The organism is Streptomyces sp. NPDC050418, from assembly GCF_044458745.1.
Lineage (GTDB): Bacteria > Actinomycetota > Actinomycetes > Streptomycetales > Streptomycetaceae > Streptomyces.
Genome location: NZ_JBITIG010000014.1, coordinates 144,782 through 167,385, shown reverse-complemented (window position 1 = coordinate 167,385; position 22,604 = coordinate 144,782). Strand labels below are relative to the sequence as shown.

25 protein-coding genes and 1 pseudogene are annotated in these 22,604 nt (G+C 70.5%); 19 read left to right on the top strand and 7 right to left on the bottom strand.

The annotated features are described in order from the left end of the window. Nucleotide 1 precedes the first annotated feature (1 nt). From ACIBI4_RS30075 to yhfZ, 5 genes are all read right to left on the bottom strand, one after another. On the bottom strand, nucleotides 2–964 hold the full coding sequence (locus tag ACIBI4_RS30075; RefSeq protein WP_399207297.1) for a phosphotriesterase: 963 nt from the start codon (nucleotides 962–964) through the stop codon (nucleotides 2–4). A gap of 56 nt (nucleotides 965–1,020) precedes the next feature. Continuing rightward, the gene (locus ACIBI4_RS30070) at nucleotides 1,021–2,304 is read right to left on the bottom strand and encodes a YhfT family protein (protein ID WP_399207350.1); all 1,284 of its coding nucleotides are present in this window, start codon (nucleotides 2,302–2,304) and stop codon (nucleotides 1,021–1,023) included. A gap of 134 nt (nucleotides 2,305–2,438) precedes the next feature. Further along, nucleotides 2,439–2,795 (bottom strand): DUF2620 domain-containing protein, encoded by a 357-nt coding sequence (locus ACIBI4_RS30065; protein WP_399207296.1) that lies wholly within the window; start codon nucleotides 2,793–2,795, stop codon nucleotides 2,439–2,441. A gap of 86 nt (nucleotides 2,796–2,881) precedes the next feature. Further along, on the bottom strand, nucleotides 2,882–3,259 hold the full coding sequence (locus ACIBI4_RS30060; protein ID WP_399207295.1) for a PRD domain-containing protein: 378 nt from the start codon (nucleotides 3,257–3,259) through the stop codon (nucleotides 2,882–2,884). Nucleotides 3,260–3,357: 98 nt separating this feature from the next. Continuing rightward, on the bottom strand, nucleotides 3,358–4,299 hold the full coding sequence (yhfZ, locus tag ACIBI4_RS30055) for a GntR family transcriptional regulator YhfZ (protein WP_399207294.1): 942 nt from the start codon (nucleotides 4,297–4,299) through the stop codon (nucleotides 3,358–3,360). 95 nt (nucleotides 4,300–4,394) lie between these two features. Here yhfZ and ftsH point away from each other — a divergent pair, with 95 nt between their 5' ends. Further along, entirely contained in the window at nucleotides 4,395–6,320 is a 1,926-nt protein-coding gene (gene ftsH / locus ACIBI4_RS30050; protein WP_399207293.1) for an ATP-dependent zinc metalloprotease FtsH, read from the top strand. A 23-nt stretch (nucleotides 6,321–6,343) separates the two neighbouring features. Here the strand turns inward: ftsH and ACIBI4_RS30045 are convergent, their stop codons facing one another. Further along, nucleotides 6,344–7,189 carry an SAM-dependent methyltransferase gene (locus ACIBI4_RS30045; protein ID WP_399207292.1) on the bottom strand — a complete coding sequence of 282 codons (846 nt, stop codon included), beginning with the start codon at nucleotides 7,187–7,189 and terminating at the stop codon, nucleotides 6,344–6,346. Between the two features lie 430 nt (nucleotides 7,190–7,619). On the opposite strand from ACIBI4_RS30045, the gene ACIBI4_RS30040 reads away from it, so the two are divergent. The 17 genes from ACIBI4_RS30040 (at nucleotide 7,620) to ACIBI4_RS29960 (ending at nucleotide 20,605) form a co-directional block, all read left to right on the top strand. After that, nucleotides 7,620–8,213: a hypothetical protein gene (locus ACIBI4_RS30040; RefSeq protein ID WP_399207291.1), complete on the top strand. Its 594-nt coding sequence runs from the start codon at nucleotides 7,620–7,622 to the stop codon at nucleotides 8,211–8,213. Nucleotides 8,214–8,395: 182 nt separating this feature from the next. Further along, complete coding sequence (rpsP, locus tag ACIBI4_RS30035; protein WP_399207290.1) at nucleotides 8,396–8,836, top strand: 30S ribosomal protein S16; 441 nt, start codon at nucleotides 8,396–8,398, stop codon at nucleotides 8,834–8,836. Nucleotides 8,837–8,838: 2 nt separating this feature from the next. Then, entirely contained in the window at nucleotides 8,839–9,078 is a 240-nt protein-coding gene (locus ACIBI4_RS30030; RefSeq protein ID WP_165332918.1) for an RNA-binding protein, read from the top strand. 91 nt (nucleotides 9,079–9,169) lie between these two features. Beyond that, nucleotides 9,170–9,775 (top strand): ribosome maturation factor RimM, encoded by a 606-nt coding sequence (gene rimM, locus ACIBI4_RS30025; protein ID WP_399207289.1) that lies wholly within the window; start codon nucleotides 9,170–9,172, stop codon nucleotides 9,773–9,775. Further along, complete coding sequence (gene trmD / locus ACIBI4_RS30020) at nucleotides 9,775–10,596, top strand: tRNA (guanosine(37)-N1)-methyltransferase TrmD (protein WP_399207288.1); 822 nt, start codon at nucleotides 9,775–9,777, stop codon at nucleotides 10,594–10,596. Before rimM ends, trmD begins: the two co-directional genes overlap by 1 nt. 128 nt (nucleotides 10,597–10,724) lie before the next feature. Next, nucleotides 10,725–11,075 (top strand): 50S ribosomal protein L19, encoded by a 351-nt coding sequence (rplS, locus tag ACIBI4_RS30015; protein WP_399207287.1) that lies wholly within the window; start codon nucleotides 10,725–10,727, stop codon nucleotides 11,073–11,075. A gap of 72 nt (nucleotides 11,076–11,147) precedes the next feature. Then, nucleotides 11,148–11,825 (top strand): signal peptidase I, encoded by a 678-nt coding sequence (gene lepB / locus ACIBI4_RS30010; protein WP_399207286.1) that lies wholly within the window; start codon nucleotides 11,148–11,150, stop codon nucleotides 11,823–11,825. After that, nucleotides 11,818–12,846: a signal peptidase I gene (gene lepB, locus ACIBI4_RS30005; protein WP_399207285.1), complete on the top strand. Its 1,029-nt coding sequence runs from the start codon at nucleotides 11,818–11,820 to the stop codon at nucleotides 12,844–12,846. The genes lepB (ACIBI4_RS30010) and lepB (ACIBI4_RS30005) overlap by 8 nt, the downstream gene beginning before the upstream one ends. Then, nucleotides 12,788–13,717 (top strand): signal peptidase I, encoded by a 930-nt coding sequence (gene lepB, locus ACIBI4_RS30000; protein WP_399207284.1) that lies wholly within the window; start codon nucleotides 12,788–12,790, stop codon nucleotides 13,715–13,717. Before lepB (ACIBI4_RS30005) ends, lepB (ACIBI4_RS30000) begins: the two co-directional genes overlap by 59 nt. A gap of 162 nt (nucleotides 13,718–13,879) precedes the next feature. After that, nucleotides 13,880–14,638 (top strand): signal peptidase I, encoded by a 759-nt coding sequence (gene lepB, locus ACIBI4_RS29995; RefSeq protein ID WP_399207283.1) that lies wholly within the window; start codon nucleotides 13,880–13,882, stop codon nucleotides 14,636–14,638. Beyond that, on the top strand, nucleotides 14,631–15,176 hold the full coding sequence (locus ACIBI4_RS29990) for an NUDIX hydrolase (RefSeq protein WP_399207282.1): 546 nt from the start codon (nucleotides 14,631–14,633) through the stop codon (nucleotides 15,174–15,176). Before lepB (ACIBI4_RS29995) ends, ACIBI4_RS29990 begins: the two co-directional genes overlap by 8 nt. Nucleotides 15,177–15,231: 55 nt before the next feature. After that, nucleotides 15,232–15,540, top strand: coding sequence for a DUF2469 domain-containing protein (locus tag ACIBI4_RS29985; protein ID WP_003993268.1), 309 nt, complete (start codon nucleotides 15,232–15,234; stop codon nucleotides 15,538–15,540). A gap of 123 nt (nucleotides 15,541–15,663) precedes the next feature. Then, nucleotides 15,664–16,044 (top strand): YraN family protein, encoded by a 381-nt coding sequence (locus tag ACIBI4_RS29980; RefSeq protein ID WP_399207281.1) that lies wholly within the window; start codon nucleotides 15,664–15,666, stop codon nucleotides 16,042–16,044. Then, nucleotides 16,044–17,663 carry a YifB family Mg chelatase-like AAA ATPase gene (locus tag ACIBI4_RS29975; RefSeq protein ID WP_399207280.1) on the top strand — a complete coding sequence of 540 codons (1,620 nt, stop codon included), beginning with the start codon at nucleotides 16,044–16,046 and terminating at the stop codon, nucleotides 17,661–17,663. The genes ACIBI4_RS29980 and ACIBI4_RS29975 overlap by 1 nt, the downstream gene beginning before the upstream one ends. Then, nucleotides 17,660–18,886 (top strand): DNA-processing protein DprA, encoded by a 1,227-nt coding sequence (dprA, locus tag ACIBI4_RS29970; protein ID WP_399207279.1) that lies wholly within the window; start codon nucleotides 17,660–17,662, stop codon nucleotides 18,884–18,886. The genes ACIBI4_RS29975 and dprA overlap by 4 nt, the downstream gene beginning before the upstream one ends. 251 nt (nucleotides 18,887–19,137) lie before the next feature. Further along, nucleotides 19,138–19,971 (top strand): RNA polymerase sigma factor WhiG, encoded by an 834-nt coding sequence (gene whiG / locus ACIBI4_RS29965; RefSeq protein WP_399207277.1) that lies wholly within the window; start codon nucleotides 19,138–19,140, stop codon nucleotides 19,969–19,971. A gap of 76 nt (nucleotides 19,972–20,047) precedes the next feature. Continuing rightward, nucleotides 20,048–20,605, top strand: a complete 558-nt coding sequence (locus ACIBI4_RS29960; RefSeq protein WP_399207349.1) for a TetR/AcrR family transcriptional regulator — start codon at nucleotides 20,048–20,050, stop codon at nucleotides 20,603–20,605. A gap of 291 nt (nucleotides 20,606–20,896) precedes the next feature. On the opposite strand, the pseudogene ACIBI4_RS29955 reads toward ACIBI4_RS29960, so the two are convergent. Next, a pseudogene (locus ACIBI4_RS29955) lies at nucleotides 20,897–21,232 on the bottom strand (peptidoglycan DD-metalloendopeptidase family protein); the annotation flags it as partial. Between the two features lie 450 nt (nucleotides 21,233–21,682). Here ACIBI4_RS29955 and rpsB point away from each other — a divergent pair. Next, on the top strand, nucleotides 21,683–22,570 hold the full coding sequence (gene rpsB, locus ACIBI4_RS29950; protein ID WP_399207276.1) for a 30S ribosomal protein S2: 888 nt from the start codon (nucleotides 21,683–21,685) through the stop codon (nucleotides 22,568–22,570). Nucleotides 22,571–22,604 lie beyond the last annotated feature (34 nt).

Below are 22,604 nucleotides of genomic sequence, written 5' to 3'. Positions count from 1 at the left end.
CTCATACGTCCTCGTGGGCGGCGCCGCCCGTCAGGAAGCGCACCGGATTGCGGCGCGTCATCAGATCGATCAGGTCCTCGTCGACCCCCGCTGCCCTGGCCTGCCCCAGGAACGTACGGAACAAGTGCCCGTATCCCGTGCCGCCTTCGGACTCCAGATAGCCGTGCCGCGAGATGTCGCAGCTGAGCAGCACGCGGTCGGCGTGCCCGGCGTCGAGGAGCTGGAGCAGGAGCCGCAGCCGGGTCGCGTCGGACTGGTAGCTCTCCTTGCCCACGGTGTCGAAGGCCACGTAGGCCCCGCTCGCCGCGAGCGTCTTGTGCACGGCCGGGTCGTCGAGCAGGTCCTGGTGCCCGATCGAGATCCGCTGCGGGGCGAGGCCCGCCCCGGTCAGCAGGTCGAGCTGGGCGAGCCCGCCGTGTCCGAGCTGGGCGTGGGTGGCCACCGAGAGCCCGGTGGCCACCGCGGCCTTCGCGGCGGCGAGCAGCGAACGCGTCTCCGGCTCGCTCGGTACGTCGCCGTGGCTGCCGACCTCGCCGATGACCCCAGGACGTACGCCCGTCGTGCCGATCCCGCCGTTGATCTCGCGGATCAGCGTGCCCGCGAGCCGCTCGGCGCTCGCGTCACCGATCTCCTCGGGGTGGAAGGGCTCGTAGTACCAGCCGGTCGCGGCGACCACCGCGACGCCCGACTCCTCGGACATACGGGCCAGGGCCTCGGCGTCGCGGCCCATGCCGCGGCAGGTCAGCTCGATGACGAGCGTGAGCCCGAACTCCTCGCGCAGGGCAGTGAGTTCCCCGGTGATCCGCTTGCCGTGCACGGCCGGGTCGAGCACGGCCGCCCGGTCACCGGTCCGGTCCAGGTCGAGGGCCAGGTGCTCATGGGCGAGGGCGGGGCCGCGGACGGCGGCGGGGGAGAGGGGGCCGAGGACGGTCTGCAGGTGGTTCCCGTGGTGAGGGTGGTTCATGTCGTACGCCTTACTGCTGCTGTGCCGGATGCTGCTGTGGGGGAGCCGCGGCCTGGTCAGCCCTTGAGCGGGGTGAACAGGTTCATCCAGTACAGGAGGTTGAGGACGATGCCGCCGATGATCACCGCGACCGGCGCGGCGGCCATGCGCACGACCGGCCGTCCCATGGCCTCGTTGATCAGGTAGAGACCGCCGCAGATGAGGATGCCGAGGCCGCCGCCCATCGCGTTGGCCGCCATCAGCGAACCGAAGAGGATCGCGAGCCCGAGCGCCTCGCTGATCGCGCTGCGCAGGTGCTCCGAGGAGTCGCGGACGCTGGGGAGCTTGCCGAGGACCTTGCCGATGTAGGAGAGGGCGAGGACTTCGAGGGCGAAGACCGCGGCGCCGGCGAGCGCGGCGAGGAACGGGTTCGGCATCAGATAGCCGATGGGGTACGCGAGGGTGAAGCCCGCGATGCCGTACGCGCCCGAGGCCAGTGCGGTCGTCGCGATCAGCGGGATGAAGCCGAACACGCGGTAGAAGTCGACCTGCGCGGCCTCCGCGTACTGCTCCTTGGCGATCAGGAAGCTGGTGGCCTCGCCGCCGCCGAAGATCTTCATCTGGGCGAGGACACAGATACCGGCGCCGAGCACCATGAACAGCGGCAGGTACTTGCGCAGCCGCGCCGCGCTCGCGCTGAACAGCGAGGCCATCGGGTCCTCGACGCCCTCCGGGAGCTCGTACGAGATACCGGCGGCCTTGTCGGCCTTGCGCTGCTTGAGGTCCTTGTCGATGGCGAAGCCGATGAGGGCGAGGACACCGACGGCCATGGCGAGCGCGCCCGCGAACATGTTGGGCCAGATCTTCATCGTCATGACCACGAGGGCCAGTTCGACGACACCGACGATCGCGCCGCGAAGGCGGCCGAACTGCTTGGTGACCGCGAGCACCGGGAACAGCGTGAACAGGAAGAGGATCGGCGTCGACATCTGCTGCATCGCCGTCAGGAAGTCGACGGGCAGCTTCTTCGCCAGGTCGTTCGCGCCGCCGAGCCCGTAGACCACGACCGCACCCCAGCCGGCGCCCAGCAGCGGGGCCAGCCACTTCTTCGGGGACAGCAGACCGAGGATGTCGGTCGGCAGGAAGAGCAGCCAGGGGTTCAGGACCCCTGACACCAGCGCCATCGGCGCACCCAGACCGAAGATGAACCCCGCCGACAGACCGAACGACACCGCGGTGGTGGCGCTGCGGGTCGTGCGCTTCTGGATGAAGTCGAGCAGGAACGGCCGCACACCGTCGTTGAAGACGGCCAGCGCCATGTGCGAGATGTACGCGGTGAGCGCACACAGGGCGATGACCATCAGCTGCTGGGACAGCGTGAAGTCCAGGTTGCTCGCGGCGAGGTGAAGGGTGTGCGGGTCGCTCTGCGCGACGGCGGCGGATGCGGCGGGGATCACGGGGTCACTCCTTTGTGCCCTGGGTTACGGCGGGGGGATCAGCCGCGTGCGGCTATGGCGCGGGCGATGACCGGGGCGACGTCGCCGATCTGGTCCATCGCGAAGCCGAAGACCTTCTTGCCGCCCGCGATCAGCGCGGTCACCTCGTCCTCGGTGGGAACGCTGCGGCCGAAGGTGTGGCAGGCGGCCTGGCCCATCAGGCCGACGAGCACGCCGAGGGAGGCGCCGGCGCCGGTGTGGCAGGTGCCGAGGTAGAAGTCGGCCTGGTTGACGCGGAGCTTCATCGCCGCGTCCATGTCGCTGGACACGATGACCTCGACGCCGTCGAGACCGAGCTGCTTGACCGCTTCGGCGACCTCGACCTTGCCGACGCCGCCGGTGAGGATCTTCGTCATGATGGGGGTCCTTCTCGTGAGGAGGGAGGTGTGAGGACGGAGGTGTGAGGGGCGGGAGTGAGGGGTGGGGAGTGTGGGGCAGAGGATCAGGCGGTGGTGCTGTGCTGGGCCAGGACGGCCAGGTGCATCGCGAGGAAGTTGACCTCGGAGTCGGGGAGTTCGGCGCCGAGCGCGGTGGCGGCGCGGGCCGACACCTCGCGGGCGCCGGCCAAGGCCTCGGGGTGCCCCGCGAGTTCGGCCTCGACCTGGTCGTCGGTGAGGAACTGCTCGATCGGCTCGCCGGCGAGGAGGCGCGTCAGCGCCATCATCAGATGGCTGGTGAGCATGCCTGCCGACTCCTCCGTGACCGTGCGGCCCCGGTCGGAGAGCGCGGCGAGCTCCGCGGTCACGAAGTCGGCCACCTCGGGCCGGACTTGACCGCTCTCACGGAACAGCTGGATACGGAGTGCGAGCTGATCGTCCATGACCTTCCCTTCCTGCTTGTTTACTTCGGACAGTAACCAGGATTCTGGATTCTCCAGAGAGGCCTTGGTCCCGTCCCTGTCGGGCCTTTGAGCGGGGTTCAGTACGACGGGATCCGCTCGCCCCGCAGGACCTCTTGCTGCAGTGACGTCACGAGTGACAGATCGAGCCCGTCCCGTACCGCCTCCAGTGCGTGCGCCCCCTCCGAGCGGCCGACGATCGCGGCCGAGGAGTTGCGCAGCGACAGCTCCCGCGTGATCTCGTCACCCAGCGGCAGGACGTCGACGACCTCGCCGCCGAGCCGGTCCAGCTCGTCGATGTTCCAGACGGTGGCGTCCACGCGGGCGCGCCGGAAGAGGTCGGGCAGCTGCATGTACGAGGCCTCGATCCACTCGATGTCGGAGCGGCCCGCGAAGGCGCGCTCGACGAGCATCGACTGGTCCTGCGAGGAGCGGTCGATCGCCACGCGGAGCCCGGGCCGGGTGGGCTGGGCGCCCTGGCGTACGAGCAGTCCGTGGGCGCCGACGTAGGTGGCGGGGCCGAGGTCGGCGACCAGCTCGATGGGCTCGCCCGCCTCGATCAGCCGGTCCGCGGCGAAGCGCGAGAGCACGACGAGGTCGACCTTGCGTTCGACCAGCGCCGTGACCCGGTCGGTCGCACCGCGCATGAACGTGATCGCGAAAGGTGCGCCCGCCTCCTCGAACGCGGTCCGCAGGCCGGTCGCGAGGCCCTCGTACCGGCGGGAGTACGGCAGCGGCATCGCGGCGAGCAGGGTGCCGAGGCCGGAGAGGCGCCACAGTATGGCGCGGTCGGAGCGGACCAGGAACGTGCCGAGGTGGCCGCGCGCCTGGGTGGTGATCGCGCCGGACTCCTCGAGCATGGCGAGGGCCGCCTGGACCGTGCCGTTGCCGACCTTCAGCTCTTCGGCGAGGTCGCGCACCCGGGGGAGCCGGGTGTCGGGCTCCTGGCCGAGGAGCAGCACTGCCAGCTGGCGGGCGGTGAGTCCGTTGCGGGTGAGGAAGCGCTCGTCGATGCCGTTCACGGAGCCGACAGTAACCAGGATCCTGGATATTGCACAAGGGCCCTGCGGCCCGAGTCGTAATGCCGGAAATGCCCGCCTCTCGAATAATGGCGAGCGTGACAGCCCCCAGCCCTGTGCCCCCACGCGACCGCACCGACCAGCCGTGGCGCTCCGAGGGCGCACCGCCGCCGCCCCCGCCGAAGAAGAAGCTGTCCTGGCGCAGCCTCCTGTGGACGGCCCTGCTCGTCTATCTGCTGACGAACCTGATCCTGGGCTTCTTCGGCGACGACAAGCCGCGGACCATCTCGTACACGGAGTTCAGCAGCCAGCTCAACGCCGGCAACGTCGAGAAGATCTACGCCAAGGGCGATCAGATCCAGGGCGACCTGAAGAAGTCCGTGGACGCGCCCGACGGCGGCAAGGGGACCTATCAGGAGTTCATCACCCAGCGCCCGAGCTGGGCGGACGACCAGATCTGGGACGAGCTGACCAAGCAGAAGGTCACCGTCACCGCGGAGCCGGTCTACAAGGAGCCCAGCCTCCTCACCAACCTGCTCCTGTCCCTCCTGCCGATCCTGCTGCTCGTCGCGCTGTGGATGTTCATGGCCCGCAGAATGGCGGCGGGCATGGGCGGCGGCGCGGGCGGCATGCTGGGGCGCAAACAGCCGCCGAAACCCGTCGAGTTGGAGGCGGACAAGCGCACCACCTTCAAGGATGTCGCGGGCATCGACGAGGTCGAGGGCGAGCTCAACGATGTCGTCGACTTCCTCAAGAATCCCGAGGCGTACCGCAGGATGGGCGCCAAGATGCCCGGCGGCGTGCTCCTCGCGGGCCCGCCCGGAACCGGCAAGACGCTGCTCGCGCGGGCCGTCGCGGGCGAGGCGGGCGTGCCGTTCTTCTCGGCCTCGGCCTCCGAGTTCATCGAGATGATCGTCGGCGTCGGCGCCTCACGCGTCCGTGAACTCTTCGCCGAGGCACGCAAGGTGGCCCCCGCGATCATCTTCATCGACGAGATCGACACCATCGGCCGGGCCCGCGGCGGCGGCAGCGGCATGGGCGGCCACGACGAACGCGAGCAGACCCTCAACCAGATCCTCACGGAGATGGACGGCTTCTCCGGCTCCGAGGGCGTCGTGGTCCTCGCGGCCACCAACCGCGCCGACATCCTCGACCCCGCGCTCACCCGGCCGGGCCGCTTCGACCGTACGGTCACCGTGAGCCCGCCCGACCGCAAGGGCCGCGAGGCGATCCTGGAGATCCACACCCGCGAGATCCCGCTCGCGGACGGCGTGGACCTCGCGCAGGTGGCCCGTACGACCCCGGGCATGACCGGCGCCGAACTCGCCAACCTCGCCAACGAGGCCGCGCTCCTCGCGGTCAAGCGCCAGCAGACGCAGGTCACCCAGTCCGACCTGTCCGACGCCCTGGAGAAGGTCCAACTCGGCGCCGAGCGCCCGCTGGTGATGCCCGAGGAGGAGCGCCGCCGCACCGCGTACCACGAGAGCGGGCACGCGCTGCTCGGCATGCTGCAGCCGGGCGCCGACCCGGTCCGCAAGATCACCATCGTGCCGCGAGGCCGCGCGCTGGGCGTCACTCTGTCGACTCCCGACGCCGACAAGTACGCGTACACGGAGGAGTACCTGCGCGGCCGGATCATCGGCGCGCTCGGCGGAATGGCCGCCGAGCACACCGTCTTCGGCGTGATCACCACGGGCGCCGAGAGCGACCTGGAGCAGGTCACGAACCTCGCCCGCGGCATGGTCGCCCGCTGGGGCATGAGCGAGCGCGTCGGCCGCCTCTCGGCCGTGCCCAACGACAGCCAGAGCCCGTACGGTCTGACTGCCGCGCCCGCGACGCTCGACGCGATCGACGGCGAGATGCGCCGCATCGTCGACGAGTGCTACGAATCGGCCTGCCGTCAACTCCGCGAACACCGCGACAAGCTGGACGCGCTCTCCGAGGCGCTGCTCGCCGCGGAGACCCTGGACGAGGAGGACGCGTACCGGGCGGCCGGGATCACCCGCCTGACGAAGGCGGAGTGAGCGGCCGTTACTTGGTGGCGTGTTCAGGAACGCGCCACCAAGTAACGGAACACATTGGCCATCCACACCGTCCCGTCCCGCCGCAGATGCGGATGGAGCGCTTCCCTCAGCTCCTTGCGCACCTGCCCGAGGTCGGTCGCGCCGACCGCCGCGTCGAAGAGCCCCGTCGACAGCAGTCCGCGCACCGCGCTGTCCATGTCCGTGTAGCCGAACGGGCAGGACACCCGCCCCGAGCCGTCCGGCCGGAGGCCGGCGCGCTGGGCCACGTCCTCCAGGTCGTCGCGCTCCGAGGGCCGCCAGCTCCCTGTCGACCGCAGCGGATCCGCGAGCCGCGTCGCCACCCGCAGCACCGACGACGTGGTGCACCGCTCGGGCGGCCCCCACCCCGCGAGCACCACCGGGCTCCCGCGCTCGGCGAGCGGCGCGGCCCGCGCGAGCACGGGCGCGAGCCCTTCCGAGTCACCCGCCATGCAGCCGATCGGCTGGAACGCGGTGATGAGGTTGTACGGCGGGTCCCCCGCGGCGGCGGGACCGTCCTCCAGGAGGCGGGCGCTCCGGCCGTCCAGCACTCCATCGGACAGCAGGCGTTCGCGGGCGAGCGTGAGCCGTTCCGGACACAGCGCCTCGACACCGGTGACCTCCGCGCCCCGCGACGCCGCCATCAGGAGCGCGAGCCCCGACCCGCAGCCGAGACCGAGCAGCCGGGTTCCCGCGCCCACTTCGAGCCGCTCGTACACCGCCTCGTAGAGCGGTACGAGCATCCGCTCCTGGATCTCCGCCCAGTCCCGCGCGCGAAGGCGGGCATCCGCCGCCCGGGGAGCAGCGACGCCCGGGTGGGTGAGGTGCCGTTGCGCGAGCGTAGGTGTCATGAAGTGCGCCCCAATCGCCGAGAGTGCCCTATGTGACGTACGGTTCGCCCCGCACTCCCCCCGTATGCCAGACAACTCCCCATCCGCGCCCGCGTCCAGAGGGTGAGGGCAAAGCATGGAAGTCCCGGATACGGTCGCCGCAGGGGCCCTCGGCAACTGAGGCGGACCGCTCCGGTAGCGCCCGTCTCCAAAGAGGCGGAAAAGCCTCTTGCGCATCGCGTGACATCTGCAGCCCCGGCGCGTGTACTGGGCCTACGCGCCGGTGCGTACGCGCCGCTACGTACCTACTTAGTACGAGCTATACGGCATCTCCGCAGATCAGCGCACCCGCCCTCGTCCCGGCGCATGAGCGGCAACTGACTGGTACGGGCAAATTATTTGGGATGCCCCGGAATAGGAACACCGAAGGCCCTTGGCTCGTTATCACGACGTGAGCACGACACCACCTGTTCTCGCCGCAGAGCTGGCGCAGGCGTGGGCCGACATTCAGCGGTTCCACCCCGAGCTGCCGGATCTTGCCGCGCCCGAATCCCTGATCGGAGAGTCCTCGTCCGCCTGTGGCGCCGAGCTCTCCTTCGAGCGCCTGCTGCACGAGGCCGTGCACGGGATCGCCGCGGCCCGCGGTATCCGTGACACCTCGCGCGCGGGGCGCTATCACAACCGCCGCTTCCTCGCGGTCGCCGAGGAGCTGGGGCTCGACCACCCGGAGGAGCCCCATGCGAGCAGCGGTTTCTCGCTGGTCACGCTGAATACGGAGGCCAGAAAGCGCTACCGTCCGACGATCGAGCGGCTGCAGCGCGCCCTCAAGGCGCACACGGCCGCCACCTCGGCGGACACGGCCCGCTCCTTCCGCGGCCCGGCCGCACGCCACGGTTCGTCCGGCGGCGGCGTCCGCGTCAAGGCGGTCTGCGACTGCGGCCGCAATGTCCGGGTGGTCCCCTCGGTCCTGGCCCAGGCCCCGATCATGTGCGGCGGCTGCGGGAAGCCGTTCCGCATCCCTGAGGCCGTCGCGGCCGTCGGCTGAGCCGCGATACGTGGCCGGGGGGAGCGCCCCCGGTCACGTATGGCACAATGGCTAGCTGTACTCGACAGCCGCATAGGAACCCTCTCGCCTCCGGCTGACGCGTCCATCGGGCACCCGAGTACCGCAACCCCACGTGGCATCTCATGTGCCCAACCACGTCAAGACCAGGAGACACCACTCCCGTGGCAGTCAAGATCAAGCTGAAGCGTCTCGGCAAGATTCGCCAGCCGCACTACCGCATCGTCGTCGCCGACTCCCGTACCCGCCGTGACGGCCGGGCCATCGAGGAGATCGGTCTGTACCACCCGACGTACAACCCGTCGCGCATCGAGGTCGACTCGGAGCGTGCCCAGTACTGGCTGTCCGTCGGCGCCCAGCCGACCGAGCCGGTCATGGCCATCCTGAAGCTCACCGGTGACTGGCAGAAGCACAAGGGCCTGCCGGCCCCGGCGCCGCTGCTCCAGCCGGCGACGAAGGAAGACAAGCGCGCCTCCTTCGACGCCTTCGCGAAGAGCATCGAGGGCGACGACGCCAAGGGCGAGGCCATCACGCCGAAGGCGAAGAAGGCCGACAAGAAGGCGGACGAGGCCGAGGCCTCCTCCACCGAGTCGACCGAGGCCTGAGCATGCTCGAGGAGGCTCTCGAGCACCTCGTGAAGGGCATCGTCGACAACCCCGACGACGTGCAGGTCGCTTCCAAGAACCTGCGTCGCGGTCGCGTTCTCGAGGTCCGGGTGCACCCCGACGACCTCGGCAAGGTGATCGGCCGCAACGGCCGCACCGCGCGCGCCCTGCGGACCGTCGTGGGGGCCATCGGCGGCCGCGGTGTCCGCGTCGACCTCGTCGACGTGGACCAGGTTCGCTGAACCAAAAGCAGTACCGGCACGGGCCGGGGAGGGCTTACGGCCCACCCCGGCCCGTAGTCGTACGCAAGGCAGAAACCCCAGGAGAGAAGCAGTGCAGCTCGTAGTCGGCCGGATCGGCCGCGCCCACGGCATCAAGGGCGAGGTCACCGTAGAGGTGCGCACGGACGAGCCGGAGCTCAGGCTCGGCCCCGGCGCCGTACTGACCACCGACCCGGCCGCCACGGGTCCGCTGACCATCGCGGCGGGACGGGTGCACAGCGGGCGGCTGCTCCTGCGCTTCGAGGGCGTGGGCGACCGCACCGGCGCCGAGGCCCTGCGCAACACGCTCCTGATCGCGGACGTCGACCCCGAGGAACTGCCCGAGGGCGAGGACGAGTACTACGACCACCAGCTCATGGACCTGGACGTGGTGCTCGCCGACGGCACCGAGGTCGGGAGGATCACCGAGATCTCGCACCTCGCCTCGCAGGACCTGTTCATCGTGGAGCGGGCCGACGGGACCGAGGTGATGATCCCGTTCGTCGAGGAGATCGTCGTCGAGATCGACCTGGAGAAGCAGCAGGCCGTCATCGACCCGCCGCCCGGCCTGATCGACGACCGCGCCGAGATCGCCTCCGCGCGGGACGCGGAGGCCGAGGGTGAGGCCGAGGGCGCGGAAGCCGAGGGTGCTTCCTCCCGCGAGGAGGCCGCGGAGTAATGCGGCTCGACGTCGTCACGATCTTCCCCGAGTACCTCGACCCCCTGAACGTCTCGCTCGTCGGCAAGGCCCGCGCCCGCGGCCGGCTCGATGTGCACGTCCACGACCTGCGGGAATGGACCTACGACCGGCACAACACGGTCGACGACACCCCCTACGGCGGCGGACCCGGCATGGTCATGAAGACCGAGCCCTGGGGTGACTGCCTGGACCAGGTGCTCGCCGACGGCTACGAGGCGGGTGTCGGCGGCCCCGCGCTCGTCGTGCCCACGCCCAGCGGCCGCCCCTTCACGCAGGAGCTCGCCGTCGAGCTGTCCGAGCGGCCCTGGCTGGTGTTCACACCGGCGCGGTACGAGGGCATCGACCGGCGCGTGATGGACGAGTACGCGACCCGTATGCCCGTCTACGAGGTCTCCATCGGCGACTACGTCCTGGCCGGCGGGGAAGCCGCGGTCCTGGTGATCACCGAGGCCGTGGCCCGGCTGCTTCCCGGGGTCCTCGGCAACGCGGAATCCCACCGCGACGACTCCTTCGCGCCCGGCGCCATGGCCAATCTGCTCGAAGGCCCCGTCTACACGAAGCCGCCGGAGTGGCGCGACCGCGGCATCCCCGACGTGCTGCTCAGCGGTCACCACGGCAAGATCGCCCGCTGGCGGCGGGACGAGGCACTGCGCCGTACGACCGCCAACCGCCCTGATCTCATTGAGCGTTGCGACCCGGCCGTCTTCGACAAGAAGGACCGGGAGATGCTCTCGATCCTGGGCTGGGCCCCGGAGCCCGGCGGCCGATTTTGGCGCAGGCACGAGAGCGTGGAAGAATAGGCGGCTGCTGTACGTCCAGCGTGCGCCCCTGCCACAGGGGGACATGACGCCCGTCCGGCGAAGCAGCTCGGAAACCTCATCTACCTCACCCGTCGATGACCTGTGGCATCGGCGAAGGAAGCGACATCATGGCCAACCTGATCGACGCCGTCAACGCTGCCTCCCTGCGCAGCGACGTCCCGGACTTCCGTCCCGGCGACACCGTCAACGTTCACGTCCGCGTGATCGAGGGCAACCGCTCCCGTATCCAGCAGTTCAAGGGCGTTGTCATCCGCCGCCAGGGCTCGGGCGTCAGCGAGAGCTTCACGGTCCGCAAGGTCTCCTTCTCCGTCGGCGTCGAGCGCACCTTCCCCGTGCACTCGCCGATCTTCGAGAAGATCGAGCTCGTCACCCGCGGTGACGTCCGTCGCGCCAAGCTCTACTACCTGCGTGAGCTGCGCGGCAAGGCTGCCAAGATCAAGGAGAAGCGCGACAACTGATCGCGCGCGCGAGTCCCCGCACCAGGGACTCGCGTACGGCCCGTCGGGGCGGCCGGATAGGCTCTGGCCCCGATGGACACCGAAGCACAGAGCACGGAGCGCGACCGCTCCTCCACCCCCGCAGGGGACCAGGAGGAGGGGCCGCGCTCCGCGCGTTTTCGGCCCTTCGAGCTGCTCGACTCGGGGCCGCGCCGGGCCCTCGCCGGGCTCGTCCTGATCGCCGTGGTGCTGCTCCTTGTCAGCCGCTTCGTGATGCAGCCGTTCCTGATCCCCAGCGGCTCCATGGAGCCGACGCTGCGCAACGGCGACCGCGTTCTCGTCAACAAGCTGGCGTACCGTTTCGGCTCCGCGCCGGAACGTGGAGATGTCGTGGTGTTCGACGGCACGGGCTATTTCGGGAACTCCGACTACGTCAAACGCGTAATGGGAGTGGGCGGTGACCGCATCGTCTGCTGCGGCGACGACGGGAGGATCGAGGTGAACGGCGAGCCGGTGAGCGAGACCTATCTGTACGAGGGCGACGCCCCCTCGACCGTGCCCTTCGACGTCGTCGTGCCCGAGGGCACCCTCTTCCTGCTCGGCGACCACCGCAGCGACTCCAGCGATTCCCGCGACCGACTCGGCTCGCCCGGCGGCGGCTTCCTGCCCGTCGAGCAGGTCGTCGGCCGGGTCGAGTGGGTGGGCTGGCCCGTCGGACGGTGGGCGGACATCGAGCAGGGCGCCGGGCCGGTGAAGGCGCCCCATGGGTAGCCGCGGCCGTCCGCGCGCCCACCACCGCGCCGACACCCGGCTCCCCACCGGCACCCGCCCGACCAGCGGCCCGGTCCTTCCGGGGCGGGCCGACCGGCGCAAGCTCGCGCGGAAGGTGAAGCGCCGGCGCCGCCGCTCGGCCGTCAAGGAGGTGCCGCTCCTCATCGGCGTCGCCGTCCTGATCGCGCTGGTCCTCAAGACCTTCCTGGTGCAGGCCTTCGTCATCCCGTCCGGCTCCATGGAGCAGACGATCAAGGTCGGCGACCGGGTGCTCGTCGACAAGCTCACGCCCTGGTTCGGCTCGAAGCCGCAGCGCGGGGACGTCGTGGTGTTCAAGGACCCCGGCGGCTGGCTGCCCCCGGGCGAGGCCAGGGCCGGCGAGGATCCGGTGGTCCTCAAGCAGATCAAACAGGGCCTCACCTTCATCGGGCTGCTGCCCTCGGACGACGAGCAGGATCTGATCAAGCGCGTCGTCGGCGTCGGCGGCGACCGCGTCAAGTGCTGCGACAAGGACGGCCGCGTCACGGTCAACGGTGTCGCGATCGACGAGCCGTATCTCAACCCGGGGGACAAGCCCTCCATCGACCCCTTCGACGTGAAGGTCCCCGAAGGCCGGCTGTTCGTCCTCGGCGACCACCGCTCGGACTCGGCCGACTCGCGCGCCCACATCGACCAGGGCCAGGGCGGCACGATCTCCGAGGACGGCGTCGTGGGCCGCGCCGTCGTGATCGCCTGGCCGATCGGCAACTGGCGCGGGCTCGAGGAACGCAGCACGTACGCCTCCGTGCCCGATGCCGCGAGCGCGCGTGGCGGGTCGACCGCGGCCGGCGACGTGTCGCATAGGGTGACCCGAGACAATTTCGGTGGGGCTGCCCTGCCGCCGACCCCTGCGGAACTCCCGCTCGTTATGGGAGTGGTAGGCCTGCGTCTGACCTGGCGCAGGCAGCGGTACCGAACGAGGAGTGGATGTGGGGGATTTGGCCGTCGGCGCACGATCCGGACACGACGAACCCGAGGATGAACGCGAAGTGATCAGCGGCGGTGGTCCGGCCGGTTCCGATGACTCCCATGACGGGTCCCGTGGTGCCGGTGACGCCGAGGACAACGACCAGCCGGACGAGACGGCGGACGGCGGTGACAAGAAGCCGCGCTCCTTCTGGAAGGAGCTGCCGCTGCTCATCGGTATCGCGCTGCTGCTCGCGCTGCTGATCAAGACGTTCCTCGTGCAGGCGTTCTCGATCCCCTCGGACTCGATGCAGAACACCCTGCAGCAGGGTGACCGCGTCCTGGTCGACAAGCTCACGCCCTGGTTCGGCTCCGAGCCGGAGCGCGGCGAGGTGATCGTCTTCCACGACCCGGGCAACTGGCTCGCGGGCGAGCCGACCCCGAACCCCAACGCGTTCCAGAAGGTCCTGAGCTTCATCGGCCTGATGCCGTCCGCCGAGGAGAAGGACCTGATCAAGCGGGTCGTCGGCGTGGCCGGTGACACGGTGGAGTGCAATGGCACAGGGCCGCTCATGGTCAACGGACAGGCACTCAACGAGCCGTTCGTGAAGCCTGGCGCCACCCCCTGCTCCGAGGGCAATGACGGCGGGCAGTTCAAGGTCACGGTCCCCGAGGGCAAGCTCTGGGTCATGGGCGACAACCGGCAGAACTCGCTGGACTCGCGCTACCACCAGAACGACCCCGGCGGCGGCTTCGTCCCGGTGGACAACGTCGTGGGCCGCGCCTTCGTCATCGCCTGGCCGCCCACCCGCTGGTCCACGCTGCCCGTCCCGGACACGTTCGACCAGCCGGGCCTGTCCGCCGCGATGTCGGCGGCGCCGGGCGCGCTGGGGCTCGCCGGTGCGGTGCCGCTCGTCGTGTGGCGTCGGCGGAAGTCCCGGGTCTGATCTGTAGAGGTTCGTTCCGGGGTTCCGGGCGAGGGTTTCTGGCGACGGTACTGCCAGGTAGGGTGCCGTCCCAGACCGCCGATCTTCTCGGCGCTCCTTCCGGCGTACGACGCTGAGTGCGTGCGCCCGGAAGGCGGATCCTCCGAGGTGGGACGGGCTGGGATGAGCAGAGCACGCGGGACGGGCCGGAGTGCCGGCCGGTCGGGCAGCAGCGCGGTGTCGGGCATCGCCGTGGCGCTCGGCTGTGTGCTCTTCCTCGGCGGCTTCATCTGGGGCGCGCTCGTCTACCAGCCGTACACCGTGCCCACGAACTCCATGTCGCCCACCATCGAGGCCGGCCAGCGCGTGCTCGCGCAGCGGATCGACGGCGACGAGGTCCGGCGCGGCGACGTCGTGGTCTTCAAGGAGAAGGCCTGGGGCGACCTGCCGATGGTCAAGCGGGTCGTCGCGGTCGGCGGCGACAAGATCGCCTGCTGCGATGCCAAGGGCCGGATGACCGTCAACGGCAAGGCGATCGAGGAATCGTATCTGCCGACGAGCGCGCGGGACGCGGGCACCAGCTTCCCGCCCACGACCGTGCCCAAGGGCCGGATCTTCCTGCTCGGCGACGACCGCTCCATCTCGCTGGACTCCAGCGCCCACATCGAGGACGCCGGCAACGGCGCGGTGCCGGTGTCCGGGGTCGACGCCCGCGTCGAGGCGATTGCCTGGCCGATGGACGGCATGCTCGCCGGGGCCGACGGCTTCAAGGACCTGCCCGGCGGGATCTCCGAGCCCGGGCCGCTGCGCCTGATGATCGCCGCGGTGATCGGCGGCGCGGTGCTCGTCCTGGGCGGCGCGGCCTACGGCTCGCTCGCCGCGCGGGCGGGCAGGCGCGGGCGTCGGCCTGCCGCGCGCAGGGAGGAGCCGGCGGGTGTCTGAGGAGACTGCCGGGCTCAGCGAGTCCGAGGAGACTGCCGGGCTCAGGAAGGTCGCGCGGGTCGTGCTGCTCGATCCACAGGACCGCATTCTGCTGCTGCACGGACATGAGCCCGACCATCCCGAGGACGACTGGTGGTTCACGCCGGGCGGCGGTCTGGAGGGCGACGAGACCCATGAGCAGGCCGCGCTGCGGGAGCTGGCCGAGGAGACCGGGATCACGGACGTGGAGCTGGGTCCCGTCCTGTGGAAGCGGGTCTGTTCCTTCCCGTTCGCCGGGCGCCGCTGGGACCAGGACGAGTGGTACTTCCTGGGGCGTACGACGCACAGCGCCGCGGCCGCAGTGGAGTCGATGACCGCTTCGCCCGGACTGACCGATCTGGAGCGGCGCACTGTCGCGGGATTGCGGTGGTGGACCTGCGGGGAACTCATCACGGCACATGAGACGGTGTATCCGACCAAGCTCGCCGGGCTGCTGAGCGCACTGCTCGACGAGGGTCCCCCGAGCGCTCCCGTGGTCCTCGATACGGAAATCGTCTAGAGGCGGGCGGGGCTGGCGCACAATAGGGGGACGCACGGCTGAAGGGGAACATGCCATGAGCGCCGAGGACCTCGAGAAGTACGAGACCGAGATGGAGCTGAAGCTCTACCGGGAGTACCGCGACGTCGTCGGGCTGTTCAAATATGTGATCGAGACCGAGCGGCGCTTCTACCTCACCAACGACTATGAGATGCAGGTGCACTCGGTCCAGGGCGAGGTCTTCTTCGAGGTCTCCATGGCGGATGCCTGGGTGTGGGACATGTACCGGCCGGCGCGCTTCGTGAAGCAGGTGAGGGTGCTCACGTTCAAGGACGTGAACATCGAGGAGCTCAATAAGAGCGATCTCGAGCTGCCGAGCGGCTGAGGCTCCACGCTGGCTGGGGGTTCCTCATGCGGGTGAGTGAGTTATCCACAACCCGGCGGTTATCCACCAAGATCAACAACTTTTAGCGGACTGCGACACCTTCGACCTCGGAGGTGATGTGCCATGAGCGCACGCAGTGCACTGGGCAAGTACGGGGAGAACCTGGCGGCACGCCGGCTGACCGACGCCGGCCTGAACATCCTGGCGCGCAACTGGCGGGCGGGCCGCCGAGGCGAGATCGACATCGTCGCGATGGACCGTGACGCGCTGGTCGTCTGCGAGGTCAAGACCCGAAGAGCGGGACCACCGGGCGCGCCCGGGCCTTTCCAGCACCCCATGGAAGCGATCACCCCGGCGAAGGCGGAGCGGCTGCGCGCACTGGCCGAGACCTGGGTGCGCCGGCACGGCGGGCCGCCGTCGGGCGGGGTGCGGATCGACCTGGTCGGCGTCGTGCTGCCGTCGCGGGGTGCGCCGGTGGTCGAGCATGTGCGGGGGGTGGCCTGATGGCCTTCGCCCGTACGTGTGCGGTGACGCTGGTCGGCGTCGAGGGCGTCGTCGTCGAGGTGCAGGCGGACCTGGAGCCGGGCGTCGCCGCGTTCACCCTGGTCGGCCTGCCCGACAAGAGCCTCACCGAGAGCCGGGACCGGGTGCGCTCGGCCGTGGTCAACTCCGGGGCCGATTGGCCGCAGAAGAAGCTGACGGTAGGGCTCAGCCCGGCCGCCGTGCCCAAGGCCGGCTCGGGCTTCGACCTCGCCGTCGCCTGCGCGGTCCTCGGCGCCGCGGAGCGGATCGATCCCCGTGAGCTCGCCGACGTCGTGATGATCGGTGAACTGGGTCTTGACGGCCGGGTGCGGCCGGTGCCGGGGGTGCTGCCCTCCGTGCTTGCCGCCGCCGACGCGGGGTTCAAGAAGGTCGTGGTGCCGGAGGCCACGGCGGGCGAGGCGAAGCTGGTCCCGGGGATCTCCGTGCTCGGCGTACGGACGCTGGCGCAGCTCATCGCCGTACTCAGCGACGAGCCGGTACCGCACGAGGAGCCCGACGACAGAGGGCTCCCCGACGCCTCCCTCGCCGGGTTGCACGTTCCGGGCGCCGGAGTGGGCACCGGCCTCTCGGGGATCGGTGACCACGAGCGCGTGCTCGATCTGGCCGACGTCGTGGGCCAGTTGTCGGCGCGAACGGCGATCGAGGTGGCGGCTGCGGGGGGCCATCACCTCTTCCTCTCGGGCCCGCCAGGCGCAGGCAAGACCATGCTGGCCGAGCGGCTCCCCGCGATCATGCCGCCGCTGACCCGGGCGGACGCACTGGAGGTCACGGCCGTCCATTCGGTGGCGGGGATGCTCCCGACGGACAGGCCGCTCGTCGACATGCCGCCGTACTGCGCACCGCACCACTCGGCGACCATGCAGTCCCTCATCGGCGGGGGCAACGGACTGCCGAGGCCGGGAGCCGTGTCCCTTGCGCATCGTGGAGTGCTCTTCCTCGATGAGGCGCCGGAGTTCAGCCCGAAGGCACTGGACTCGCTGCGACAGCCACTTGAGTCGGGGCATGTGATCGTGGCGCGGGCGGCGGGGGTGGTGCGGCTTCCGGCACGGTTCCAGATGGTGCTCGCAGCGAATCCGTGTCCGTGCGGGCAGTACACGGTCATGGGGGAGATGTGCGACTGCCTGCCCGCGATGGTGCGGCGCTATCAGGCACGGCTCTCCGGGCCACTGCTCGACCGCGTGGACATCAAGGTCGAGGTCGACAGGGTCACGCGCACCGAGCTCACCGGACAGCTCGGCGGCGGGGAGCCGACGGCGGTGGTCGCGGCCCGGGTGCGGGCGGCTCGCGAGCGCACCCTGGTCCGCCTCGACGGCACTCCGTGGCGGACCAACGCCGAGGTGCCCGGGCATGAGCTGCGCACCCGCTGGCGCGCGGCGCCGGGCGCGATGGACGGCGCGGAGCGGGACCTCGAACACGGCCTGCTCACCGCACGCGGCCTCGACCGTGTTCTCCGGGTGGCCTGGACCATCGCCGATCTGTCCGGCCACGACCGGCCCGACAGCGCGGACGTCGACCTGGCCCTGCAACTGCGGACCGGGATCTCGCGCGGGGTACCCATGGTGATCGGGGCGGGCGGATGACGGGCGCGGACGGCGTGGAGGCAGAGCCGGATCCCGGAGCGGACGTGGAGCGGTATCCGGATGCAGGCGCGGAGACGGACCTGGAGCGGGAGCGGTGGGGGCGGGTCGCGCTGGCCCGGACGTTCGAGCCCGGGGATGCGCAGGCCGGGCGGTGGCTGCGGACGTACGGCGTGCACGGGACCCTGGAGCGGATCGCGGCAGGGGACGAGACGCTGAGCGGGGTGAAACCGGCGCGGCTCATCGGGCTCGAGGAACGGCTGCGCGCCGCACGGCCCGAGCGTGACCTCGAAGCGGCCGCGGCCTTCGGTGCACGGTTCGTGGTGCCGGGGGACGCGGAATGGCCGCTGCAGCTCGACGATTTGGGCGATGCGCGACCCGTCGGCCTCTGGCTCAGGGGCGGTCAGTCGCTGCGGATATGGGCGCTGCGCTCGGTCGCCGTCGTCGGCTCACGGGCCTGTACGCCCTACGGGGCGCACATGGCCCAGACGCTCAGCGCCGGCCTCGCCGAGCGGGGCTGGGTCGTGGTGTCCGGTGGGGCGTACGGGATCGACGGAGCGGCGCATCGGGGTGCGCTCTGCGCCGGCGGGGCCACCGTCGCGGTGCTCGCCTGCGGGCTCGACCACGTGTACCCCTCGGGGCACAAACGGCTCTTCGCGCGCATCGCCGAACAAGGGCTGCTGGTGGGCGAGTTGTCACCCGGCGCGCACCCCACCCGCTACAGGTTCATCCAGCGCAACCGCGTCATCGCCGCGTTGACCAGGGGAACGGTCGCCGTGGAGGCCGCCGTGCGCAGCGGGGCGCTCGTGACCGTGCGGCGCGCGCAGGAGCTGGGCCGCCATGTCATAGGGGTTCCCGGCCCGGCGACCAGCGGACTCTCCGCCGGGGTGCATCAACTGCTGCGCGGTGAGGGCGTGCTGGTCTCGGATGCCGCCGACGTCGTCGAACAGGTCGGGGAGATGGGAGAGCTGGCGCCCGAGCGGCGCGGCCCCCTCGTCCCCAGGGATCTTCTCGCACCGCCCGCGGCACGGGTGTTGGAGGCGCTGCCCGCGCACGGCTCCGCCACAGCCAAGGAGATCGCACGAAGTGCGCAGACGGCCGTGGACGACGCGGTCGGCAGGCTGTACGAGCTGCAGTCACTGGGGTTCGTCGAACGACACGGCGACGGCTGGCAGTTGACACGCCAGGGTCCGAAATCGTCTGCACGCGAGGAAAGGAGGTCCTGAGCGGGGGATTGAGCCGTCCGGTGGACCGGCCGTGACCTAGGCGGTTGCCGGGATCCGGGGCCCTGGGGCGGTCGGCCGCCGTGAACCGGAGGACGTCAGCCGACGCGTATGCGAGCCCATACGAGCAAGGGTGATCCCCCGCCCTTCGCACACTGCGACACTCCAGTCACGCTACGCTCACAAGGCTTCCGACTCCGACAAGGCCAACTCGGCTTCACTTCACGGTTCCACAGAACGGCACAAGGCGACGAATGCCCCAGCACACCTCCGGGTCTGACCGCGCGGCAGTTCCCCCAGCGGCCCGCGCCGGCGTGCGGCCACCCGCACCCTCGTCGCTCGACGAACTGTGGCGGTCGTACAAGACAACGGGTGACGGAAGGCTGCGCGAGCAGCTGATCCTGCACTACTCGCCGCTGGTCAAGTATGTCGCGGGCCGGGTCAGCGTGGGGCTGCCGCCCAACGTGGAGCAGGCCGACTTCGTGTCCTCCGGGGTGTTCGGGCTGATCGACGCGATCGAGAAGTTCGACATCGAGCGCGAGATCAAGTTCGAGACGTACGCGATCACACGGATCCGTGGCGCGATGATCGACGAACTGCGCGCCCTGGACTGGATTCCGCGGTCCGTGCGGCAGAAGGCGCGCAACGTCGAGCGGGCCTACGCCACGCTGGAGGCACAGCTGCGGCGCACCCCGTCCGAGGCCGAGGTGGCCTCCGAGATGGGGATCGCGGTCGAGGAACTGCACGCGGTCTTCAGCCAGTTGTCCCTGGCCAACGTGGTGGCGCTGGAGGAGCTGCTGCACGTCGGCGGCGAGGGCGACCGGCTGAGTCTCATGGACACGCTCGAGGACACCGCGGCGGACAACCCGGTGGAAGTGGCCGAGGACCGCGAGCTGCGCCGGCTGCTCGCGCGGGCCATCAACACGCTGCCCGACCGTGAGAAGACCGTGGTCACGCTCTACTACTACGAGGGTCTGACGCTGGCCGAGATCGGCAACGTGCTGGGTGTGACGGAGAGCCGGGTCAGCCAGATCCATACGAAGTCGGTGCTGCAGCTTCGCGCCAAGTTGGCGAGCTTTGGCCGCTGAATCGGTCCTGCCGGGCTGGGTTCCGGGCGGGGTGGCTCCGTAGAGTGGGGGCGTGCCAAGGATTCGAGCGGCCTCCGTGGCCGAGCACCGGTCGATGCAGCGCGGCGCTCTACTGGACGCCGCGCGTTCCCTGCTGTCCGAGGGCGGGACGGAGGCGCTGACCTTCCCCGCACTCGCCGAGCGGACCGGTCTGGCCAGGTCCTCGGTCTATGAGTACTTCCGTTCGCGCGCGGCTGTGGTCGAGGAGCTGTGCGAGGTCGACTTCCCCGTGTGGGCGGCGGAGGTCGAGGTGGCCATGGAGCAGGCCGCGACCCCCGAGGGCAAGGTCGAGGCGTATGTGCGCTCGCAGCTCTCGCTCGTCGGGGACCAGCGGCACCGGGCCGTCGTCGCCATCTCCTCCAGCGAGCTCGACGCCGGCGCGCGGGAGAAGATCCGGGCGGCGCACGGCGGGCTGGTGGCGATGATCGTCGAAGCCCTTGAGGCACTGGGGCACACGCAGCCCCGGCTGGCGGCGATGCTGCTGCAGGGCGTCGTGGACGCAGCCGTCCGCCGGATCGAGGGCTCGGCCCCGCAGGACGCGGCGGCGATCACGGACGCGGCGGTGGGGATGGCGCTGCGGGGCGTCAGCGGTTGAGTGCGCTCCGAGCCCGTCTGAGTGCTGCTCGCCCTCTCCTCGCCGGGGCCTGAACCGGCGGTGGGCCAGGGCCGCGGTCAGGAACAGGGCAACGGCCTGGAGGGTTTCGCCCGAGCCCGGGCCGAGGCCGGCGGCAGCCGTCGCCGGGGTCGCCGGGAGTTCCGGGAGGCCCAGGACCGGGAGCAGGCGTGATGGAGCCCGGCGGAGCATCCACGCGGGGAGCAGGTCGAGCGGGTTGAGGTAGACCTTGCCCCGGCGAAGGCCCCAGTGCAGACAGCTCGTGCCGGGGCAGTGGGCCGGGGTGGCCTCCAGAACGGCGATCACTTGGCCCGCGGCCACCTCCTCGTCCTCCTCCACCACGGCACGTACCGGCTCATAGGTCGTCCGCAGCGGCGGGTCGCCCGTGCCCGCCAGTTCGATGGACACGACGCCCTTGCCCGCGACCCGGCCCGCGAACGAGACCCGTCCCGGGGCCGCCGCCCGGACCGCGGCGCCGGGAGCGGCCGCCAGGTCCACGCCCCGGTGACCCGCTCCGTACGGTGACGCGGGCGGATCCCAGCCACGTACGACCGCGGGCCGGTCACCCACCGGCCAGGCGCGGTCGCCGGACGGGACCGGGGCCGCCATCCGGTCCGAGGCGACGGCCCCCGCGCTCGCCGTGCCCAGCAGGACCGTGGCGAGCACCGAAACCAAGGCCGCCACCCGCAGGGGCGGGCCTGCGGACAGGCGCCGCTGTCGTAAGCGAGCCGGGCGAGCCGGGCGTGCCAACCGCACGCGAGCGCTGGGATTCGTCTTCTGGTGCATGCACGGACGGTCGCAGAACACCGGGTTTTCCGCGGATCTTGGCCGTGAACTGTGGATAACCGGCCGGTTGTGGACAGCGGCGTCACCCGCCGCCTTCACGGTCCCGTACACTTCTTGTGGCGATCCGGGTCACCGGGTCGACTTCGCACGCCCCGACGCCGGGCTCTTCGAGCCGTCGGAGTCAGTGCCCAATCGGTCCCGTACCTCAAAGTACGCGGCATGGGTGCGCGTGGGCGTCAGGCACATAACCGAGAACACACAAGGAGTACGGCCATGGCCGTCGTCACGATGCGGGAGCTGCTGGAAAGCGGCGTCCACTTCGGTCACCAGACCCGCCGTTGGAACCCGAAGATGAAGCGCTTCATCTTCACGGAGCGCAACGGCATCTACATCATCGACCTTCTCCAGTCGCTGTCGTACATCGACCGCGCCTACGAGTTCGTCAAGGAGACCGTCGCCCACGGCGGCACGGTCATGTTCGTCGGCACGAAGAAGCAGGCGCAGGAGGCCATCGCGGAGCAGGCCACCCGCGTCGGCATGCCCTACGTGAACCAGCGCTGGCTGGGCGGCATGCTCACCAACTTCTCGACCGTCTACAAGCGTCTGCAGCGCCTCAAGGAGCTCGAGCAGATCGACTTCGACGACGTCGCCGCGTCCGGTCTGACCAAGAAGGAGCTTCTCGTGCTCTCGCGCGAGAAGGCCAAGCTGGAGAAGACCCTCGGTGGTATCCGCGAGATGCAGAAGGTGCCCAGCGCCGTCTGGATCGTGGACACCAAGAAGGAGCACATCGCTGTCGGCGAGGCCCGGAAGCTCAACATCCCGGTCGTCGCGATCCTCGACACGAACTGTGACCCCGACGAGGTCGACTACAAGATCCCGGGCAACGACGACGCGATCCGCTCCGTCACCCTGCTCACCCGCGTGATCGCCGACGCCGTCGCCGAGGGCCTCATCGCCCGCTCCGGCGCTGCCGGCAAGGGCGACAAGGCCGAGGGCGAGCCGCTCGCCGCCTGGGAGCGCGACCTCCTCGAGGGCGAGAAGAAGGCCGAGGAGGCCCCGGCCGCCGCCGAGGCGCCCGCCGCCGACGCCGCCCCGGCCGCCGAGGCTCCGGCTGCCGAGGCCCCGGCTGCCGAGGCCGAGAAGCCGGCCGAGCAGGCCTGACCCACACCCCGGGTTCCAGTTTCGGTAAGTGACG

Coding starts and splice junctions, on each gene's coding strand:
- rpsB (WP_399207276.1), top strand. CDS start 21,683: ATGGCCGTCGTCACGATGCGGGAGCTGCTGGAAAGCGGCGTCCACTTC.
- ACIBI4_RS30060 (WP_399207295.1), bottom strand. CDS start 3,259: ATGGACGATCAGCTCGCACTCCGTATCCAGCTGTTCCGTGAGAGCGGT.
- ACIBI4_RS30075 (WP_399207297.1), bottom strand. CDS start 964: ATGAACCACCCTCACCACGGGAACCACCTGCAGACCGTCCTCGGCCCC.
- rplS (WP_399207287.1), top strand. CDS start 10,725: ATGGCCAACCTGATCGACGCCGTCAACGCTGCCTCCCTGCGCAGCGAC.
- ACIBI4_RS30030 (WP_165332918.1), top strand. CDS start 8,839: ATGCTCGAGGAGGCTCTCGAGCACCTCGTGAAGGGCATCGTCGACAAC.
- lepB (WP_399207286.1), top strand. CDS start 11,148: ATGGACACCGAAGCACAGAGCACGGAGCGCGACCGCTCCTCCACCCCC.
- ACIBI4_RS30070 (WP_399207350.1), bottom strand. CDS start 2,304: ATGGTCATCGCCCTGTGTGCGCTCACCGCGTACATCTCGCACATGGCG.
- ACIBI4_RS29975 (WP_399207280.1), top strand. CDS start 16,044: ATGGCCTTCGCCCGTACGTGTGCGGTGACGCTGGTCGGCGTCGAGGGC.
- whiG (WP_399207277.1), top strand. CDS start 19,138: ATGCCCCAGCACACCTCCGGGTCTGACCGCGCGGCAGTTCCCCCAGCG.
- lepB (WP_399207283.1), top strand. CDS start 13,880: ATGAGCAGAGCACGCGGGACGGGCCGGAGTGCCGGCCGGTCGGGCAGC.
- lepB (WP_399207285.1), top strand. CDS start 11,818: ATGGGTAGCCGCGGCCGTCCGCGCGCCCACCACCGCGCCGACACCCGG.
- trmD (WP_399207288.1), top strand. CDS start 9,775: ATGCGGCTCGACGTCGTCACGATCTTCCCCGAGTACCTCGACCCCCTG.
- ACIBI4_RS29985 (WP_003993268.1), top strand. CDS start 15,232: ATGAGCGCCGAGGACCTCGAGAAGTACGAGACCGAGATGGAGCTGAAG.
- dprA (WP_399207279.1), top strand. CDS start 17,660: ATGACGGGCGCGGACGGCGTGGAGGCAGAGCCGGATCCCGGAGCGGAC.
- ACIBI4_RS30045 (WP_399207292.1), bottom strand. CDS start 7,189: ATGACACCTACGCTCGCGCAACGGCACCTCACCCACCCGGGCGTCGCT.
- ACIBI4_RS29980 (WP_399207281.1), top strand. CDS start 15,664: ATGAGCGCACGCAGTGCACTGGGCAAGTACGGGGAGAACCTGGCGGCA.
- ACIBI4_RS30065 (WP_399207296.1), bottom strand. CDS start 2,795: ATGACGAAGATCCTCACCGGCGGCGTCGGCAAGGTCGAGGTCGCCGAA.